The organism is Streptomyces sp. NPDC033178, from assembly GCF_055577685.1.
In genome coordinates this window covers 751,415-764,747 of record NZ_JBVIPT010000002.1, presented here as the reverse complement: position 1 = coordinate 764,747, position 13,333 = coordinate 751,415, and the positions used below count along the sequence as shown (strand labels likewise).

Here is a 13,333-nt window from a genome sequence, read left to right as displayed (position 1 = left end):
GCTCCTTCAAGCACGGACAGCAGCAACTGCCCTGTGGTGACGTCCCGTTCCGGCACGTCACGATCCCCTTCCGGATGCCCGGCACGCCCCGCCGGGCGGGTCCCTCGGCAGTACCTTGAGTGTGCGCGACCGTACGCACTGTGGCGGACTGCTCATGCAAAGTCATTGACCTGGCTGGACCAGCCCTCTTAGGTTCTCGTGCAGCCCAACCCGGCCACAAAGACGTCGGCCAGCAGGAGGTTGTACCCGTGCGCCCCACAGCCGTTCCACTTCTCCTCGCCACCCTGCTCACCGCCACCGCGCTCAGCGCCTGTGGCAGCGACTCCGGAAGTGATCCGGACACGGTGAAGATCTCCTTCAAACAGTCGACGGACAACTCCATCAAGGTGATGGACACGTATCTCGCCGACATCAAGGAGCAGTTCGAGAAGGCCAACCCCGGCAAGAGGGTGGACCTCGTCCCGATCAAGGCCCCGGACTCGGAGTACTACACGAAGCTCCAGCAGATGCTCCGCTCGCCGAAGACGGCCCCGGACCTGGTCTACGAGGACACGTTCCTCATCAACTCCGACATCACGAGCGGATACCTCAAGCCGCTGGACCCGTACCTCGCCAAGTGGGACGACTGGAGCCAGTTCATCGACACGGCGAAGGAGGCGGCGCAGGCCGAGGACGGTAAGACGTACGGCGTTCCCGACGGCACCGACACCCGGGGCCTGTGGTTCGACAAGGCCATCTTCAAGAAGGCCGGGCTCCCCGCCGACTGGCAGCCGGCGAACTGGGCGGACATCCTCGACGCGGCCCGCGCGATCAAGGCAAAGGTCCCCGGCGTCATACCCATGAACATCTACACGGGCAAGCCCGCGGGTGAAGCCGCCACCATGCAGGGCTTCGAGATGCTCCTCTACGGGACGGCCAGCGGGGCCAACGAGAGTCCCCTCTACGACCCGGCGTCCAAGAAGTGGATCACGGGAAGCCAGGGCTTCAAGGACTCCCTCGAATTCGTCGAGACGGTCTTCAAGGAGAAGCTCGGCCCGGACGTCTCGGACGCCCTCGACCCCAACATCGCGACCAGGGTCCGCGGCGAGTTCCTCCCCGAGGGCAAGCTCGGCATCAACCTCGACGGCTCCTGGCTCCCCCAGGACTGGCTGGAGGGCAGCGGCCACGAATGGCCGGAGTGGTCCGAGAAGCTGGGCCTCGCGTACATGCCGACGCAGACCGGCCAGGCCCCGAGCAAGGTGAGCATGTCGGGCGGCTGGACCTGGGCGATCCCGAGCAAGGCGTCCAACCCCGACCTGGCCTTCGAGTTCATCAAGACGATGCAGACGAAGGAGAACGCCCAGAAGTGGTACATCGCCAACTCCGGCATCTCGGTGCGCACGGACGTGGCGGAGGACCCGGCGTACGTGAAGGCGCAGCCCGGCATCAAGTTCTTCACGGACCTGGTGGCCAGCACGCACTACCGCCCCGCGTATCCCGCGTACCCGAAGGTCTCGACGGCCATCCAGGAGGCGATGGAGGGCGTGACGACGGGTGACAGCTCGGTCGAGGAGGCGGCGAAGGGCTACGACGAGGAGCTGAAGACGGCCACGGACAACCAGGTCATCGAGAAATGACCGGGGCTCGGAAGCACGGGAGCCGGGGCCCGGCCCGGCCGCACCGGAAAACGACCGGCCGCACCAGGGGATGAGTGAGAAATGATCGACCGCTCATGACCTCCGCACCTCCGGCGGGCCCGGGCGTGGTGAAGACCGCGCCGGGCCCGACCGCCCCACCGCCCCCGCCGGCCGGCCGCCGCGATGTCCGCCGTGCCCTGACGCGCGCGCTGCCCGTCTCCCCGGCCGTCGTTCTCCTGGTCCTGTTCCTCGCCGGCCCCATCGCGTACTGCGCGTACATCGCCTTCACGGATCTCCAGCTCACCGGCCAGGCCGAGTCGTCGTTCATCGGCTTCGACAACTTCAAGGCCGCGTTCAAGGACGATGCGTTCCTCAACGCCGTATGGCTGACCCTGGTGTTCACGGTGCTGAGTTCGCTGATCGGCCAGAACACGCTGGGGCTGACCCTGGCGGTACTGATGCAGCGCGCGTCGAAGCCGGTCCGTACGCTCACCGGCGGCATCGTGATCGCCGCCTGGGTGCTGCCGGAGGTCGTGGCGGGATTCCTGCTCTACGCGTTCTTCCGCCGCGAGGGCACGCTGAACGCCGTCCTCGACTGGCTCCATCTCCCGTCCCAGAACTGGCTGTTCACGCTTCCGATCCTCGCGGTGTCCTTCGCGAACGTCTGGCGGGGGACGGCCTTCTCGATGCTGGTCTACTCGGCGGCCCTGAACGAGATCCCGAAGGAGATCACGGAGGCGGCGGAGGTGGACGGCGCGGGCGGCTGGCGGCGGATGTGGCACATCACGCTGCCGATGATCCGCCGTTCCATCGGTACGAACCTGATGCTGAACACCCTCCAGACCCTCTCGGTCTTCGGTCTGATCTGGGTGATGACGAGAGGCGGCCCGGGAAACCGCAGCCAGACGCTCCCGCTCTTCATGTACGAACAGGCCTTCCAGAAGAGCATGATCGGCTACGGGACGGCCGTGGCCCTGCTCCTTCTGGTGGTCGGCTCCCTGTTCTCCCTGGTCTATATGCGCCTGCTGCGGACGGAGGTCTGACATGCCCGGCAGTACGACCCTCGTGACCCGCCGCAACAGCCGCCGTTACGCCGCCGACGCGGGCCTTCTCTTCGTGGCGGCCGCGTTCGTGCTTCCCCTCGCCTGGGTCCTCCTCTCGTCGGTGGACCCGAAGGCCGACCTGAAGGTGAAGGTCCCGGACGGCGTCACGCTCGACAACTTCGATGCGGTCCTGAAGCCGGACATCACGTTCACGCCTCTGCTCAACAGCCTGATCCTGTGCGGCGGGGCGACGCTGCTGACGGTGGTGTGCGCGGCGTTGGCGGCCTACCCGCTGTCCCGCTTCCGCTCCCGCCTGAACCGCCCCTTCCTCCTCACGATCATCTTCGCGACGAGCCTGCCGATCACGGCGATCATGGTTCCCGTGTACGCCCTGTTCGTTCAGGTCGACCTCATCGACACGATGCAGGGCACGATCTTCTTCTTCGCCGCGTCCCAACTGCCCTTCGCCATCTGGCTGATGAAGAACTTCATGGACGGCGTACCGAAGGAGCTGGAGGAGGCGGCCTGGACGGACGGCGCGTCCTCGTTCCAGTCCCTCCTGCGGATCGTGCTGCCACTGATGGGCCCGGGCGTCGCGGTGGTGACCGTCTTCTCGTTCGTCATGATGTGGGGCAACTTCTTCGTCCCCTTCATGCTCTTGCTGACCCCCGACCAGATGCCCGCGTCGGTCAGCATCAACGACTTCTTCGGAAACCGCGGGACGGTGGTGTACGGGCAGCTGGCCGCGTTCTCGATCATCTACTCGACACCGGTGGTCCTGCTGTACGTGCTGGTGGCGCGGCGGCTGGGCGGGGGGTTCGCGCTGGGCGGGGCGGTCAAGGGGTGACCGGAGGACGGGCCGGCATCACCCGGTGGGTTCGGAAGCCTCGGGCAGCTCGGGAAGCACCCCGGGCCGGAACTTCTCCACGCCCACCACATGCCGCACCCGCGTCGGCTCGATCAGGATCATCACGCGCCGCTCTCCGGGGAGCAGCCACGGATACCGGTCCTCGCCGATGTACTTCAGAGTGAGCCGGTCCATGGCGCGCTCGGCCACCTCGCCCTCGACGAAGCGGACGACCCGCCCCCGGATCTCCACCCGGTCGTAGGGGTTCCCGGTGTCGTGATGGGACAGAGAAACGAACGGATTGCGCCGAAGATTCTCCTCCTTCACGCGGCCCATTGACGTGTTGACCATGACGTACTCGTCTTCGAGGTCCGCCCACATGGGCGAGATCTGCGGCGCCCCGTCCGCGCCCACGGTCGCCAGATGCCAGAAGTTCGGCGCCAGCAGTCGCTCGCGAATATGCCCTTCGATCCTGCTCACGGCGCTTGCCACCTTCGATCCACCCTTCGGACTCGTCCGCACGAGCCCCTGCCCGACATCCTGATCTCCACACCACCCCGCCACCAGCTGATCTTCGGCCACCCCGAACAGACCTCGGTCAGACATCCGAAACCGTAGGTTCGCACGATCCGTAATCCTGGCCGAACAGACCGTAGTCACCGCAGCCCCGCACCCATACGTTGTGCGCGTGCACCAACCGTCGGCCCAACAGCCCACCCCGCCCTTCGACGCCTCTGCCGCCCGTAAACTGCGCCTCGCCCTGCGCATGGGGCCCGAGCATGTCGCGTACGGCATGCAGGCCTCGTTCGGACTGCCCTATGTGACCCCGGACCTCGTCGTCGCCTGGGAACGTGGCACAGCCGCGCCGAGCACTACCGAACTCACCGCGCTCGCGGGTGTGTTGTGGTGCTCGCCGGGCGATCTCATCGGCGCGCCGCGGACGTTGCGCGAGCACCGGATCGCGCGCGGTCTCGCGCCCGAGGACGTCGCGCGCGCCGTGGGACTCGAACTCCTCGTGTACGTACGGATGGAGGAGGCGGACGAGTGGCGCGGCAACGAACGTCAGTCCTCGGCGCTCGCCGAGGTGCTCGACCTCTCCCTGGCGGACCTCGTCACGGTCACCGGCCACGAGACGAAGCTGGCGGAGATGCTGCGCAACGCGGTGACGACCCGCTGGCAGGCGTACGTACGCCCGGTGGGCAAGCTGCTGCCGCTGGACCGGCGGCTCGTGGGTGACGTGCTGCGGGCGCTGCACACCGAGTACCAGGGGCAGATGGTGGCCACGCTGAGCTGGAGCGGCGGGGCGGCCGCCGGTGAGGCCGACGACGCGGGCCGGGACTTCCTGGACCGGATCGTCGACCGCTTCTGGTCGGTGGTCCAGCGCAACAGCGCCTGACAGCCGCCGACACCGGATGACACCGGCCGGCAGCGGCTGACACCGGCTGCTGAGAAGCCCCGGACCGGGCAGGCCCGTAACGATCGCCCGGGCCCGCCCGGGACGCCGCCCCCTGAACGACCGGCCCTCTAGAAGCCGATCCTCTAGAAGACCGACTCCGCCTCGTCCATCCGGTCCTTCGGGACCGTCTTCAGTTCGGTGGTCGCCTCCGCCAGCGGCACCATCACCACGTCCGTGCCGCGCAGCGCGGTCATCCGGCCGAAGTCGGACCGGTGCGCGGCCTCGACCGCGTGCCAGCCGAAGCGCGTCGCCAGCACCCGGTCGTACGCGGTCGGTGTGCCGCCGCGCTGGATGTGGCCGAGAATGACCGGCTTGGCCTCCTTGCCGAGGCGGCGCTCCAGTTCGTACGCGAGCGCCGTGCCGATGCCCTGGAAGCGCTCGTGGCCGAACTGGTCGATCGCTCCGTGGCCGTAGTCCATGGTGCCCTCGGCGGGGTGGGCTCCCTCGGCGACGCAGACGACGGCGAACTTCTTGCCCCGCGCGAAGCGTTCCTCGACCATCTTGACCAGGTCGGCCGGGTCGAAGGCCCGCTCGGGCAGGCAGATGCCGTGGGCGCCGGCGGCCATGCCGGACTCCAGGGCGATCCAGCCCGCGTGCCGGCCCATGACCTCGACGACCATCACCCGCTGATGGGACTCGGCGGTCGTCTTGAGGCGGTCCATGGCCTCGGTGGCGACACCGACCGCGGTGTCGAAACCGAAGGTGCGGTCCGTCGAGGAGATGTCGTTGTCGATCGTCTTGGGGACGCCGACCACCGGCAGGCCCGCGTCCGACAGCATGCGCGCCGCCGTCAGGGTGCCCTCGCCGCCGATCGGGATCAGCACGTCGATGCCGAACTCACGGGCCATGTCCTGCGCGTTCTCACAGGCCTCGCGGAGTCGGTCGCGCTGGAGGCGGGAGGAGCCGAGGATGGTGCCGCCGCGGGCGAGGATGCCGCTGACGGCGTCCAGGTCGAGGCCGCGGTAGTGGCCTTCGAGTAGTCCGGCGTAACCGTCCTCGAAGCCGATGACCTCGTCTCCGTAGTTCGTGACGGCTCGGTGCACGACCGACCGGATCACTGCGTTCAGCCCCGGGCAGTCGCCGCCTGCGGTGAGAACTCCGATGCGCATCGTGCTGTGTCTCCTGCTCGCTGTTGGGCTGTTTCTCCTGTGGTACCTGAGAGCCAGTCCGATTGTTTCATGGGCGACAGGGGGGCGCTGTCCGCGCCCGTCGCGCCTGCGCAAGCCCTCGGCGCGCCCCTCGCGCCCCCGCTCCCCCTGGGCGGAGCCGCCGTCCGCCCCCGTCGCGACGGGCGTCCTAACCATGCCCGGAGGTATTGTCAAGAGGGCACAGCCGATGATAACGGCTGTCTTTTTACCGCTATCGGAGGAAACGGAGAGCACGCGTGACGCGCAGCGTGTACGTGACCGGGATCGACCGAGGAGACGGCCGCCAGGTCATCGAGCTGGGAGTCATGGAGCTCCTGACCCGCCAGGTGGACCGGGTGGGGGTGTTCCGCCCCCTCGTCCACGACGGGCCCGACCGTCTCTTCGAGCTGCTGCGGGCCCGCTACCGGCTGGCCCAGGACCCGGCCACGGTCTACGGCATGGACTACCACGAGGCGTCCGCGCTCCAGGCCGAGCAGGGCTCCGACGAGCTGGTCTCGCAGCTCGTCGACCGCTTCCACCGGGTGGCCCGCGACTACGACGTCGTCCTCGTGCTCGGCACGGACTACGCGGACACGCAGTTCCCCGACGAGCTGGCGCTCAACGCCCGGCTGGCGAACGAGTTCGGCGCCGCCGTGATCCCGGTCGTGGGCGGCCGCAACCAGACCTCGGAGTCGGTGCTCGCGGAGACCCGCAACGCGTTCCGCGCGTACGACGGCCTCGGCTGCGACGTACTCGCGATGGTCGTGAACCGGGTCACCCCGGCCGACCGCGCGGAGATACACGAGCGGCTCGACAACCGCCTCCCCGTGCCGTGTTACGTGCTGCCGGACGAGCCCGCGCTCTCCGCGCCGACGGTCGCCCAGATCACCCACGCCCTCGGCGGCAAGGTGCTCCTCGGCGACGACTCGGGGCTCGCACGCGACGCCCTGAACTTCGTCTTCGGCGGTGCCATGCTGCCGAACTTCCTGGGCGCGCTGACCCCGGGCTGCATGGTCGTCACACCCGGCGACCGCGCCGACCTCGTGGTGGGCGCCCTCGCCGCGCACAGCGCCGGCACCCCGCCCATCGCGGGCGTCCTGCTCACCCTGAACGAGCGCCCCAGCGACCTCGTCCTCACCCTCGCCGCCCGCCTCGCCCCCGGCACCCCGGTGGTCGCGGTCGAGACCGGCTCCTTCCTCACCGCGTCCGAACTCTTCGGCATGGAGGGGAAGTTGAACGCGGCGACGCCCCGCAAGGCGGAGCGGGCCCTCGGCCTCTTCGAGCGGTACGTGGACACGGGCGGCCTGCTGAAGCGGGTCTCGGCGCCCAGCAGCGGCCGGGTCACGCCGATGATGTTCGAGCACACGCTGCTGGAGCAGGCCCGCTCCGACAAGCGGCGCGTCGTGCTGCCCGAGGGCACCGAGGCCCGCGTCCTGCACGCCGCCGAGGTGCTGCTGCGCCGCGGCGTCTGCGACCTCACACTGCTGGGCCCGGTCGACCAGATCCGCAAGAAGGCGGCCGACCTCGGCGTCGACCTCGGCGGCGCCCAGCTGATCGACCCGCAGACCTCCGAGCTGCGCGACCGGTTCGCCGAGAAGTACGCCCAGCTCCGGGCCCACAAGGGCGTGTCTGTCGAGCTCGCGTACGACGTCGTCTCGGACGTGAACTACTTCGGCACGCTGATGGTCCAGGAGGGCCTGGCCGACGGCATGGTGTCCGGGTCCGTGCACTCCACGGCGGCCACCATCCGCCCGGCCTTCGAGATCATCAAGACCAAGCCGGAGGCTTCGATCGTCTCCTCGGTCTTCTTCATGTGCCTCGCCGACAAGGTCCTCGTGTACGGCGACTGCGCGGTCAACCCCGACCCGAACGCGGAGCAGCTGGCCGACATCGCCATCCAGTCCGCCGCCACCGCCGAGCAGTTCGGGGTCGAACCGCGGATCGCGATGCTCTCGTACTCGACCGGCACGTCCGGTTCGGGCGCGGACGTCGACAAGGTGCGCACGGCCACCGAGCTGGTGCGGTCGCGCCGCGACGACCTGAAGATCGAGGGGCCGATCCAGTACGACGCCGCCGTCGAGCCGACCGTCGCGGCCACCAAGCTGCCGGGGTCGGAGGTCGCGGGACAGGCGTCCGTGCTGATCTTCCCCGACCTCAACACCGGCAACAACACGTACAAGGCCGTGCAGCGTTCGGCCGGCGCGATCGCCGTCGGGCCGGTGCTGCAGGGCCTGCGCAAGCCGGTCAACGACCTGTCCCGCGGCGCCCTGGTCGGGGACATCGTGAACACCGTCGCCATCACGGCGATCCAGGCCCAGGCCGCCCAGCAGGGCCCCGCGGCCCCCACCCCCTCCGCGTCCCCGACCTCGAAGGCTCCCGCCCAGTGACCGCCACCCGTGTCCTCGTCCTCAACTCCGGCTCCTCGTCGGTGAAGTACCAACTGCTCGACATGAGCGACGGCAGCCGACTGGCCGTGGGCCTCGTCGAGCGCATCGGCGAGGAGACCTCCCGGCTGAAGCACACGCCCCTCGCCACCGGCGAGTCCCGCGAGACGAACGGACCCATCGCCGACCACGAAGCCGCCCTGAAGGCCGTCGCCGAGGAGCTGGCCAGGGACGGGCTCGGCCTCGACTCCCCCGAGCTGGCCGCGATCGGCCACCGGGTCGTGCACGGCGGCAGGACCTTCACCGAGCCGACCGTCATCGACGACGCGGTCCTCGCCGAGATCGAGCGCCTCATCCCGGTGGCGCCCCTGCACAACCCGGCCAACCTGACCGGTATCCGTACCGCACAGGCGCTGCGCCCGGACCTCCCGCAGGTCGCCGTCTTCGACACCGCGTTCCACACGACGATGCCGGAGGCCGCGGCCCGCTACGCGATCGACGTGAAGACCGCCGACGAGCACCGCATCCGCCGGTACGGCTTCCACGGCACCTCGCACGCGTACGTGTCCCGCGCGACCGCCGAGCTGCTGGGCAGGGCGCCGGAAGAGGTGAACGTGATCGTGCTGCACCTCGGCAACGGCGCCTCGGCGTCGGCGGTCGAGAAGGGCCGGTGCGTGGACACCTCCATGGGACTGACGCCCTTGGAGGGGCTCGTGATGGGTACGCGGTCCGGTGACATGGATCCCGCGGTCATCTTCCATTTGATGCGTGTTGGCGGGATGTCCACGGACGAGATCGACACTCTTCTCAACAAGAAGAGCGGTCTGATCGGCCTGTGCGGCGACAACGACATGCGCGAGATCCGCCGCCGCATCGACGAAGGTGCCGAGGACGCCGCACAGGCCCAGCTCGCCTTCGACATCTACATACACAGACTGAAGAAGTACATCGGCGCGTACTACGCGGTGCTCGGCCGGGTCGACGCGGTCGCCTTCACGGCGGGTGTCGGCGAGAACGCCGCCCCCGTGCGCGAGGCCGCGATCGCGGGTCTGGAGGCGCTGGGCCTGTCGGTCGACGGCGAGCTGAACGCCGTACGGTCCGGCGAGCCGCGGCTGATCTCGCCCAAGGGCGCGCGGGTCGCGGTGGCCGTGGTACCGACCGATGAGGAACTGGAGATCGCCGACCAGACCTACGCACTCGTGGGGAACGGGAACGCCTGAGGAGCCGCCGGTGAGCAGCCGACGAGCCGCTCGAAGAGAGCACCGAGGAAGCCGGCCAGGCCCACGCCTGAGCGCGTACCCGCCCATTTGTATCTTCCACCAGACGGAATATTCCGTAGCGAAACAAACCGATAGGATCGCCCCATGCGCCGTTCCAAAATCGTCTGCACACTGGGCCCCGCCGTCGACTCCCACGAGCAGCTCGTCTCGTTGATCGAGGCCGGCATGAACGTGGCCCGTTTCAACTTCAGCCACGGCTCCCACGCCGAGCACCAGGGCCGTTACGACCGGGTCCGGGCCGCCGCCGAGGAGACGGGCCGCGCCATCGGCGTGCTCGCCGACCTGCAGGGCCCCAAGATCCGGCTGGAGACCTTCGCCGAGGGCCCCGTGGAGCTGGAGCGGGGTGACGAGTTCACCATCACGACCGAGGACGTTCCGGGCGACAAGTCGATCTGCGGCACCACGTACAAGGGTCTGCCGGGCGATGTCTCCAAGGGCGACCAGGTTCTGATCAACGACGGCAACGTCGAGCTGCGGGTCGTCGCGGTCGAGGGCCCCCAGGTCAGGACGATCGTCATCGAGGGCGGTGTCATCTCGGACCACAAGGGCATCAACCTGCCCGGCACCGCCGTGAACGTGCCGGCGCTGTCCGAGAAGGACGTCGACGACCTGCGTTTCGCCCTGCGGATGGGCTGCGACCTGGTGGCGCTGTCCTTCGTGCGCGACGCCCACGACGTGAACGACGTGCACAAGATCATGGACGAGGAGGGCCGCCGGGTCCCCGTCATCGCCAAGGTGGAGAAGCCGCAGGCGGTGGAGAACATGGACGCCGTCGTCGCGGCCTTCGACGGTGTGATGGTGGCCCGTGGCGACCTCGCCGTCGAGTACCCCCTCGAAAAGGTCCCGATGGTGCAGAAGCGCCTCGTGGAGCTGTGCCGGCGCAACGCCAAGCCGGTGATCGTGGCGACCCAGATGATGGAGTCGATGATCACCAACTCCCGCCCCACGCGCGCCGAGGCGTCCGACGTCGCCAACGCGATCCTGGACGGCGCGGACGCGGTCATGCTGTCGGCCGAGTCGAGCGTGGGCGCGTATCCGATCGAGACCGTGAAGACGATGTCGAAGATCGTCGTCGCGGCCGAGCAGGAGCTGCTCTCCAAGGGTCTGCAGCCGCTCGTGCCCGGCAAGAAGCCGCGTACGCAGGGTGGTTCGGTGGCCCGTGCCGCGTGCGAGATTGCGGACTTCCTTGGCGGCAAGGGCCTGGTGGCCTTCACCAAGTCCGGTGACACGGCCCGCCGGCTGTCCCGCTACCGCGCCGAGCAGCCGATCGTGGCCTTCACCACCGACGAGGGCACCCGCAACCAGCTCGCGTTGAGCTGGGGCGTCGAGTCCTACGTCGTGCCGTTCGTGCACAGCACCGACGAGATGGTCGACCTGGTCGACAGCGAGCTGCGCAAGCTCAACCGCTTCAGCGAGGGCGACATCGTCGTGATGACCGCCGGCTCGCCCCCCGGCGTCCCCGGCACCACCAACATGGTCCGCGTGCACCACCTGGGCGGCTGACTCCGCCCGTACGGCCGCTCGTTGGCCCGTACGGCCGGCCGCCTGTCGGCGCGTACGGCCGCTGTACGCCGCTGAGGGCGCCCCCTGCCGCGCAGGGGGCGCCCTCAGCGTGTTTTGCGGCTCCCGGAGGTCGTTTGCTCCGGTGGGCGCCCGGAGGGCCGCGTACGGCCCGTCCGTCGCGTCCGGGTCGGTCTGGTCAGTCGGTCGTGAACTGGTGCATGCCGGGTACGGTCAGCGTCCCGCCGAACTGGGCGGCCTGCACGACCTTCACCTTCGTGAAGTAGATCAGCGGGATGTTCAGCGGCGGCGGGTGCTCCGGGTCGAACGTGATCGGGATCAGACCGAGCAGGTTGCCGGAGATGCTCTCCGTGTACATGACTGTCTTGCCGTCGCGGATGGTGGACGTGGTGCCCTTGCCCGCCTGCACGTGGTAGGTCTTGCCGGCCTGCTTGTCGGTGACGGTCTGGTGCAGGTCACCGATGTCGGTGCCGTCGGAGATCACGTACTTGAGGACCTCCTTGACCTTGCCGCTGGCCGTCTTCACCTTGACGATGCCCTGGTAGTCGGCGCCCTTGAGCAGCAGCGAACTGGCCTCCAGCTGCCAGGGGTCGTCGGCCAGGGCGGGAATGCCCTGCTCGACACCGCCCTCGTCGTCCGTGGCGGTCGGGCAGTCGTCCGGGTCCGTGGTGGAGCTCGCGGACGGGCTGGGGGTCGGGGAGGCGGTGGCGTCGTCGGCCGCCTCCTCCGCCTTCTCCGCGGTGTCCTCGGCGGCGTCGGTCGCCGCGTCGGTGACGTCCTTGACCGTGTCCTCGGCCTTCTCCACCGTGTCCTTGACCGGGTCCTCGGCCGTGTCCGCCGGCTTCTCGGCGGGCTTCTCGGCCGCGGGGGTCGACGCGGAGGGAGTCGGGGTCGGGGTCGCCGTCTCCTCCTCGTCGGGGGTGAAGATGTCCTTGATCGCCTCGCCGACACCCAGGGGGTCGAGCGGGTTCTTCGACTCGGACGCCGAGGGGGTGGGCGTCGGTGTCGGCTCGGTGTTCTCGGCGGGCGCCTTGGACTCCGAGGCGGACGGCGTCGGTTCGGGCTTGTCGTCGGAACCTGAATCCGACGAAGAGCCCGAGCCCGGCGTGTCCGAACCCGACGGGTCCGAGGCGCTCGGCTCCTTCTCGTCGTCCGCGGGAGTGCTCGTCGAGGCGGAGGGCGACGGCGTGGGGGACGCGTCGTCCTTGGCCTCCTCGGTCTCCTCCTCCAGCGCGTCGACGCAGTCCTTGTACTCGTCGATCGTCAGGTTCTTCGCCGACGGCTTGTCCTCGGCGCGGGCGAGCGTCGGTGTGAAGCCCATTCCCATGAGGATCGCCGTCGGCATCGACGCGATGGCTATCGCCTTGCCCGCGGGCACGTGCAACCTGGTGAACAACGGCTTCTTGGGGGCTGCGTGCCGCGGCCCGGTTCTCTCACGGGACTCCCCCGCGGGGCCCGCGTATTGGACCTCGTCAGCCGGCACTGTGCCTCCCGTTCGCCCCGTTGGTCGGGCTCGTTCCTGACAGATCGTTCGGCTCGCTCGCACCGTTGGCCAGTGCGGCCTCCGGGGCGTCTCCCTTGTCCGTACGGTCCGTCTCGGCCGGGCGCGCGGCGGGCTCCTCGCCCGGGGCCCAGGCCACGGCCATTCCGCCGCCCACCAGGGACAGCAGGAAGCCGACGAAGAAGCCTCCGAAGTTGGACACCGGCAGCGACACCAGGCCCAGCAGGATCGCCGCGACACCGGCGAAGGTCCGGATGTGCTTCTGGTACCAGAGGCTGATTCCGAGAACACCCAGAAGTACGCCGATGATGAGAGACCCCGCACCCGCGGTCGTCGCCATGGCCAGCGTGAGATGCCCGATCTGCAGGTTCGCGTACGGAAGGTATGCGATCGGGAATCCGGCGATCAGGATGAACAGGCCCGCCCAGAACGGCCGGCCGCCCCGCCAGGCACGGAACCGCAGCCGCCAGATGGTGAATTGACCGCGCGCGGCAGGAGTCTCGGCGCTCATGGAAAACAGCTCCCTGGAACGGCGTTGCTGAGGGTTTCACGTACTAC

General features: G+C 69.0%; 11 protein-coding genes. 7 read left to right on the top strand and 4 right to left on the bottom strand.

Going from position 1 to position 13,333, the window contains the following annotated elements:
* Window positions 1–248: 248 nt before the first annotated feature.
* The 3 genes from ACZ5VQ_RS07325 (at window position 249) to ACZ5VQ_RS07315 (ending at window position 3,506) form a co-directional block, all read left to right on the top strand.
* Window positions 249–1,616, top strand: a complete 1,368-nt coding sequence (locus ACZ5VQ_RS07325) for an extracellular solute-binding protein (protein WP_469104033.1) — start codon at window positions 249–251, stop codon at window positions 1,614–1,616.
* A 95-nt stretch (window positions 1,617–1,711) separates the two neighbouring features.
* Entirely contained in the window at window positions 1,712–2,659 is a 948-nt protein-coding gene (locus ACZ5VQ_RS07320; protein WP_362086614.1) for a carbohydrate ABC transporter permease, read from the top strand.
* 1 nt (window position 2,660) lies between these two features.
* Window positions 2,661–3,506 (top strand): carbohydrate ABC transporter permease, encoded by an 846-nt coding sequence (locus ACZ5VQ_RS07315; RefSeq protein WP_362086611.1) that lies wholly within the window; start codon window positions 2,661–2,663, stop codon window positions 3,504–3,506.
* An 18-nt stretch (window positions 3,507–3,524) separates the two neighbouring features.
* On the opposite strand, the gene ACZ5VQ_RS07310 is transcribed toward ACZ5VQ_RS07315, so the two are convergent.
* Window positions 3,525–3,986, bottom strand: a complete 462-nt coding sequence (locus tag ACZ5VQ_RS07310; protein WP_469104032.1) for a PPOX class F420-dependent oxidoreductase — start codon at window positions 3,984–3,986, stop codon at window positions 3,525–3,527.
* Window positions 3,987–4,272: 286 nt separating this feature from the next.
* Here ACZ5VQ_RS07310 and ACZ5VQ_RS07305 point away from each other — a divergent pair, with 286 nt between their 5' ends.
* Window positions 4,273–4,902: a helix-turn-helix domain-containing protein gene (locus tag ACZ5VQ_RS07305; RefSeq protein ID WP_469104084.1), complete on the top strand. Its 630-nt coding sequence runs from the start codon at window positions 4,273–4,275 to the stop codon at window positions 4,900–4,902.
* A gap of 143 nt (window positions 4,903–5,045) precedes the next feature.
* Here the strand turns inward: ACZ5VQ_RS07305 and ACZ5VQ_RS07300 are convergent, their stop codons facing one another.
* Entirely contained in the window at window positions 5,046–6,071 is a 1,026-nt protein-coding gene (locus ACZ5VQ_RS07300; RefSeq protein WP_055614533.1) for an ATP-dependent 6-phosphofructokinase, read from the bottom strand.
* 275 nt (window positions 6,072–6,346) lie between these two features.
* On the opposite strand from ACZ5VQ_RS07300, the gene pta reads away from it, so the two are divergent.
* The 3 genes from pta to pyk all read left to right on the top strand — a co-directional run bounded on the left by pta (window position 6,347) and on the right by pyk (window position 11,256).
* Window positions 6,347–8,476, top strand: a complete 2,130-nt coding sequence (gene pta / locus ACZ5VQ_RS07295; RefSeq protein ID WP_469104031.1) for a phosphate acetyltransferase — start codon at window positions 6,347–6,349, stop codon at window positions 8,474–8,476.
* Window positions 8,473–9,693: an acetate kinase gene (locus ACZ5VQ_RS07290; protein ID WP_469104030.1), complete on the top strand. Its 1,221-nt coding sequence runs from the start codon at window positions 8,473–8,475 to the stop codon at window positions 9,691–9,693. The genes pta and ACZ5VQ_RS07290 overlap by 4 nt, the downstream gene beginning before the upstream one ends.
* Window positions 9,694–9,837: 144 nt before the next feature.
* Window positions 9,838–11,256 (top strand): pyruvate kinase, encoded by a 1,419-nt coding sequence (gene pyk, locus ACZ5VQ_RS07285; RefSeq protein WP_469104029.1) that lies wholly within the window; start codon window positions 9,838–9,840, stop codon window positions 11,254–11,256.
* A 196-nt stretch (window positions 11,257–11,452) separates the two neighbouring features.
* Here pyk and ACZ5VQ_RS07280 read toward each other — a convergent pair whose 3' ends face one another.
* Together ACZ5VQ_RS07280 and ACZ5VQ_RS07275 are read right to left on the bottom strand one after the other, a co-directional pair.
* The gene (locus ACZ5VQ_RS07280; protein WP_469104028.1) at window positions 11,453–12,757 is read right to left on the bottom strand and encodes a hypothetical protein; all 1,305 of its coding nucleotides are present in this window, start codon (window positions 12,755–12,757) and stop codon (window positions 11,453–11,455) included.
* Entirely contained in the window at window positions 12,747–13,286 is a 540-nt protein-coding gene (locus ACZ5VQ_RS07275; RefSeq protein WP_362086592.1) for a DUF6114 domain-containing protein, read from the bottom strand. Before ACZ5VQ_RS07275 ends, ACZ5VQ_RS07280 begins: the two co-directional genes overlap by 11 nt.
* Between the last annotated feature and the right edge of the window lie 47 nt (window positions 13,287–13,333).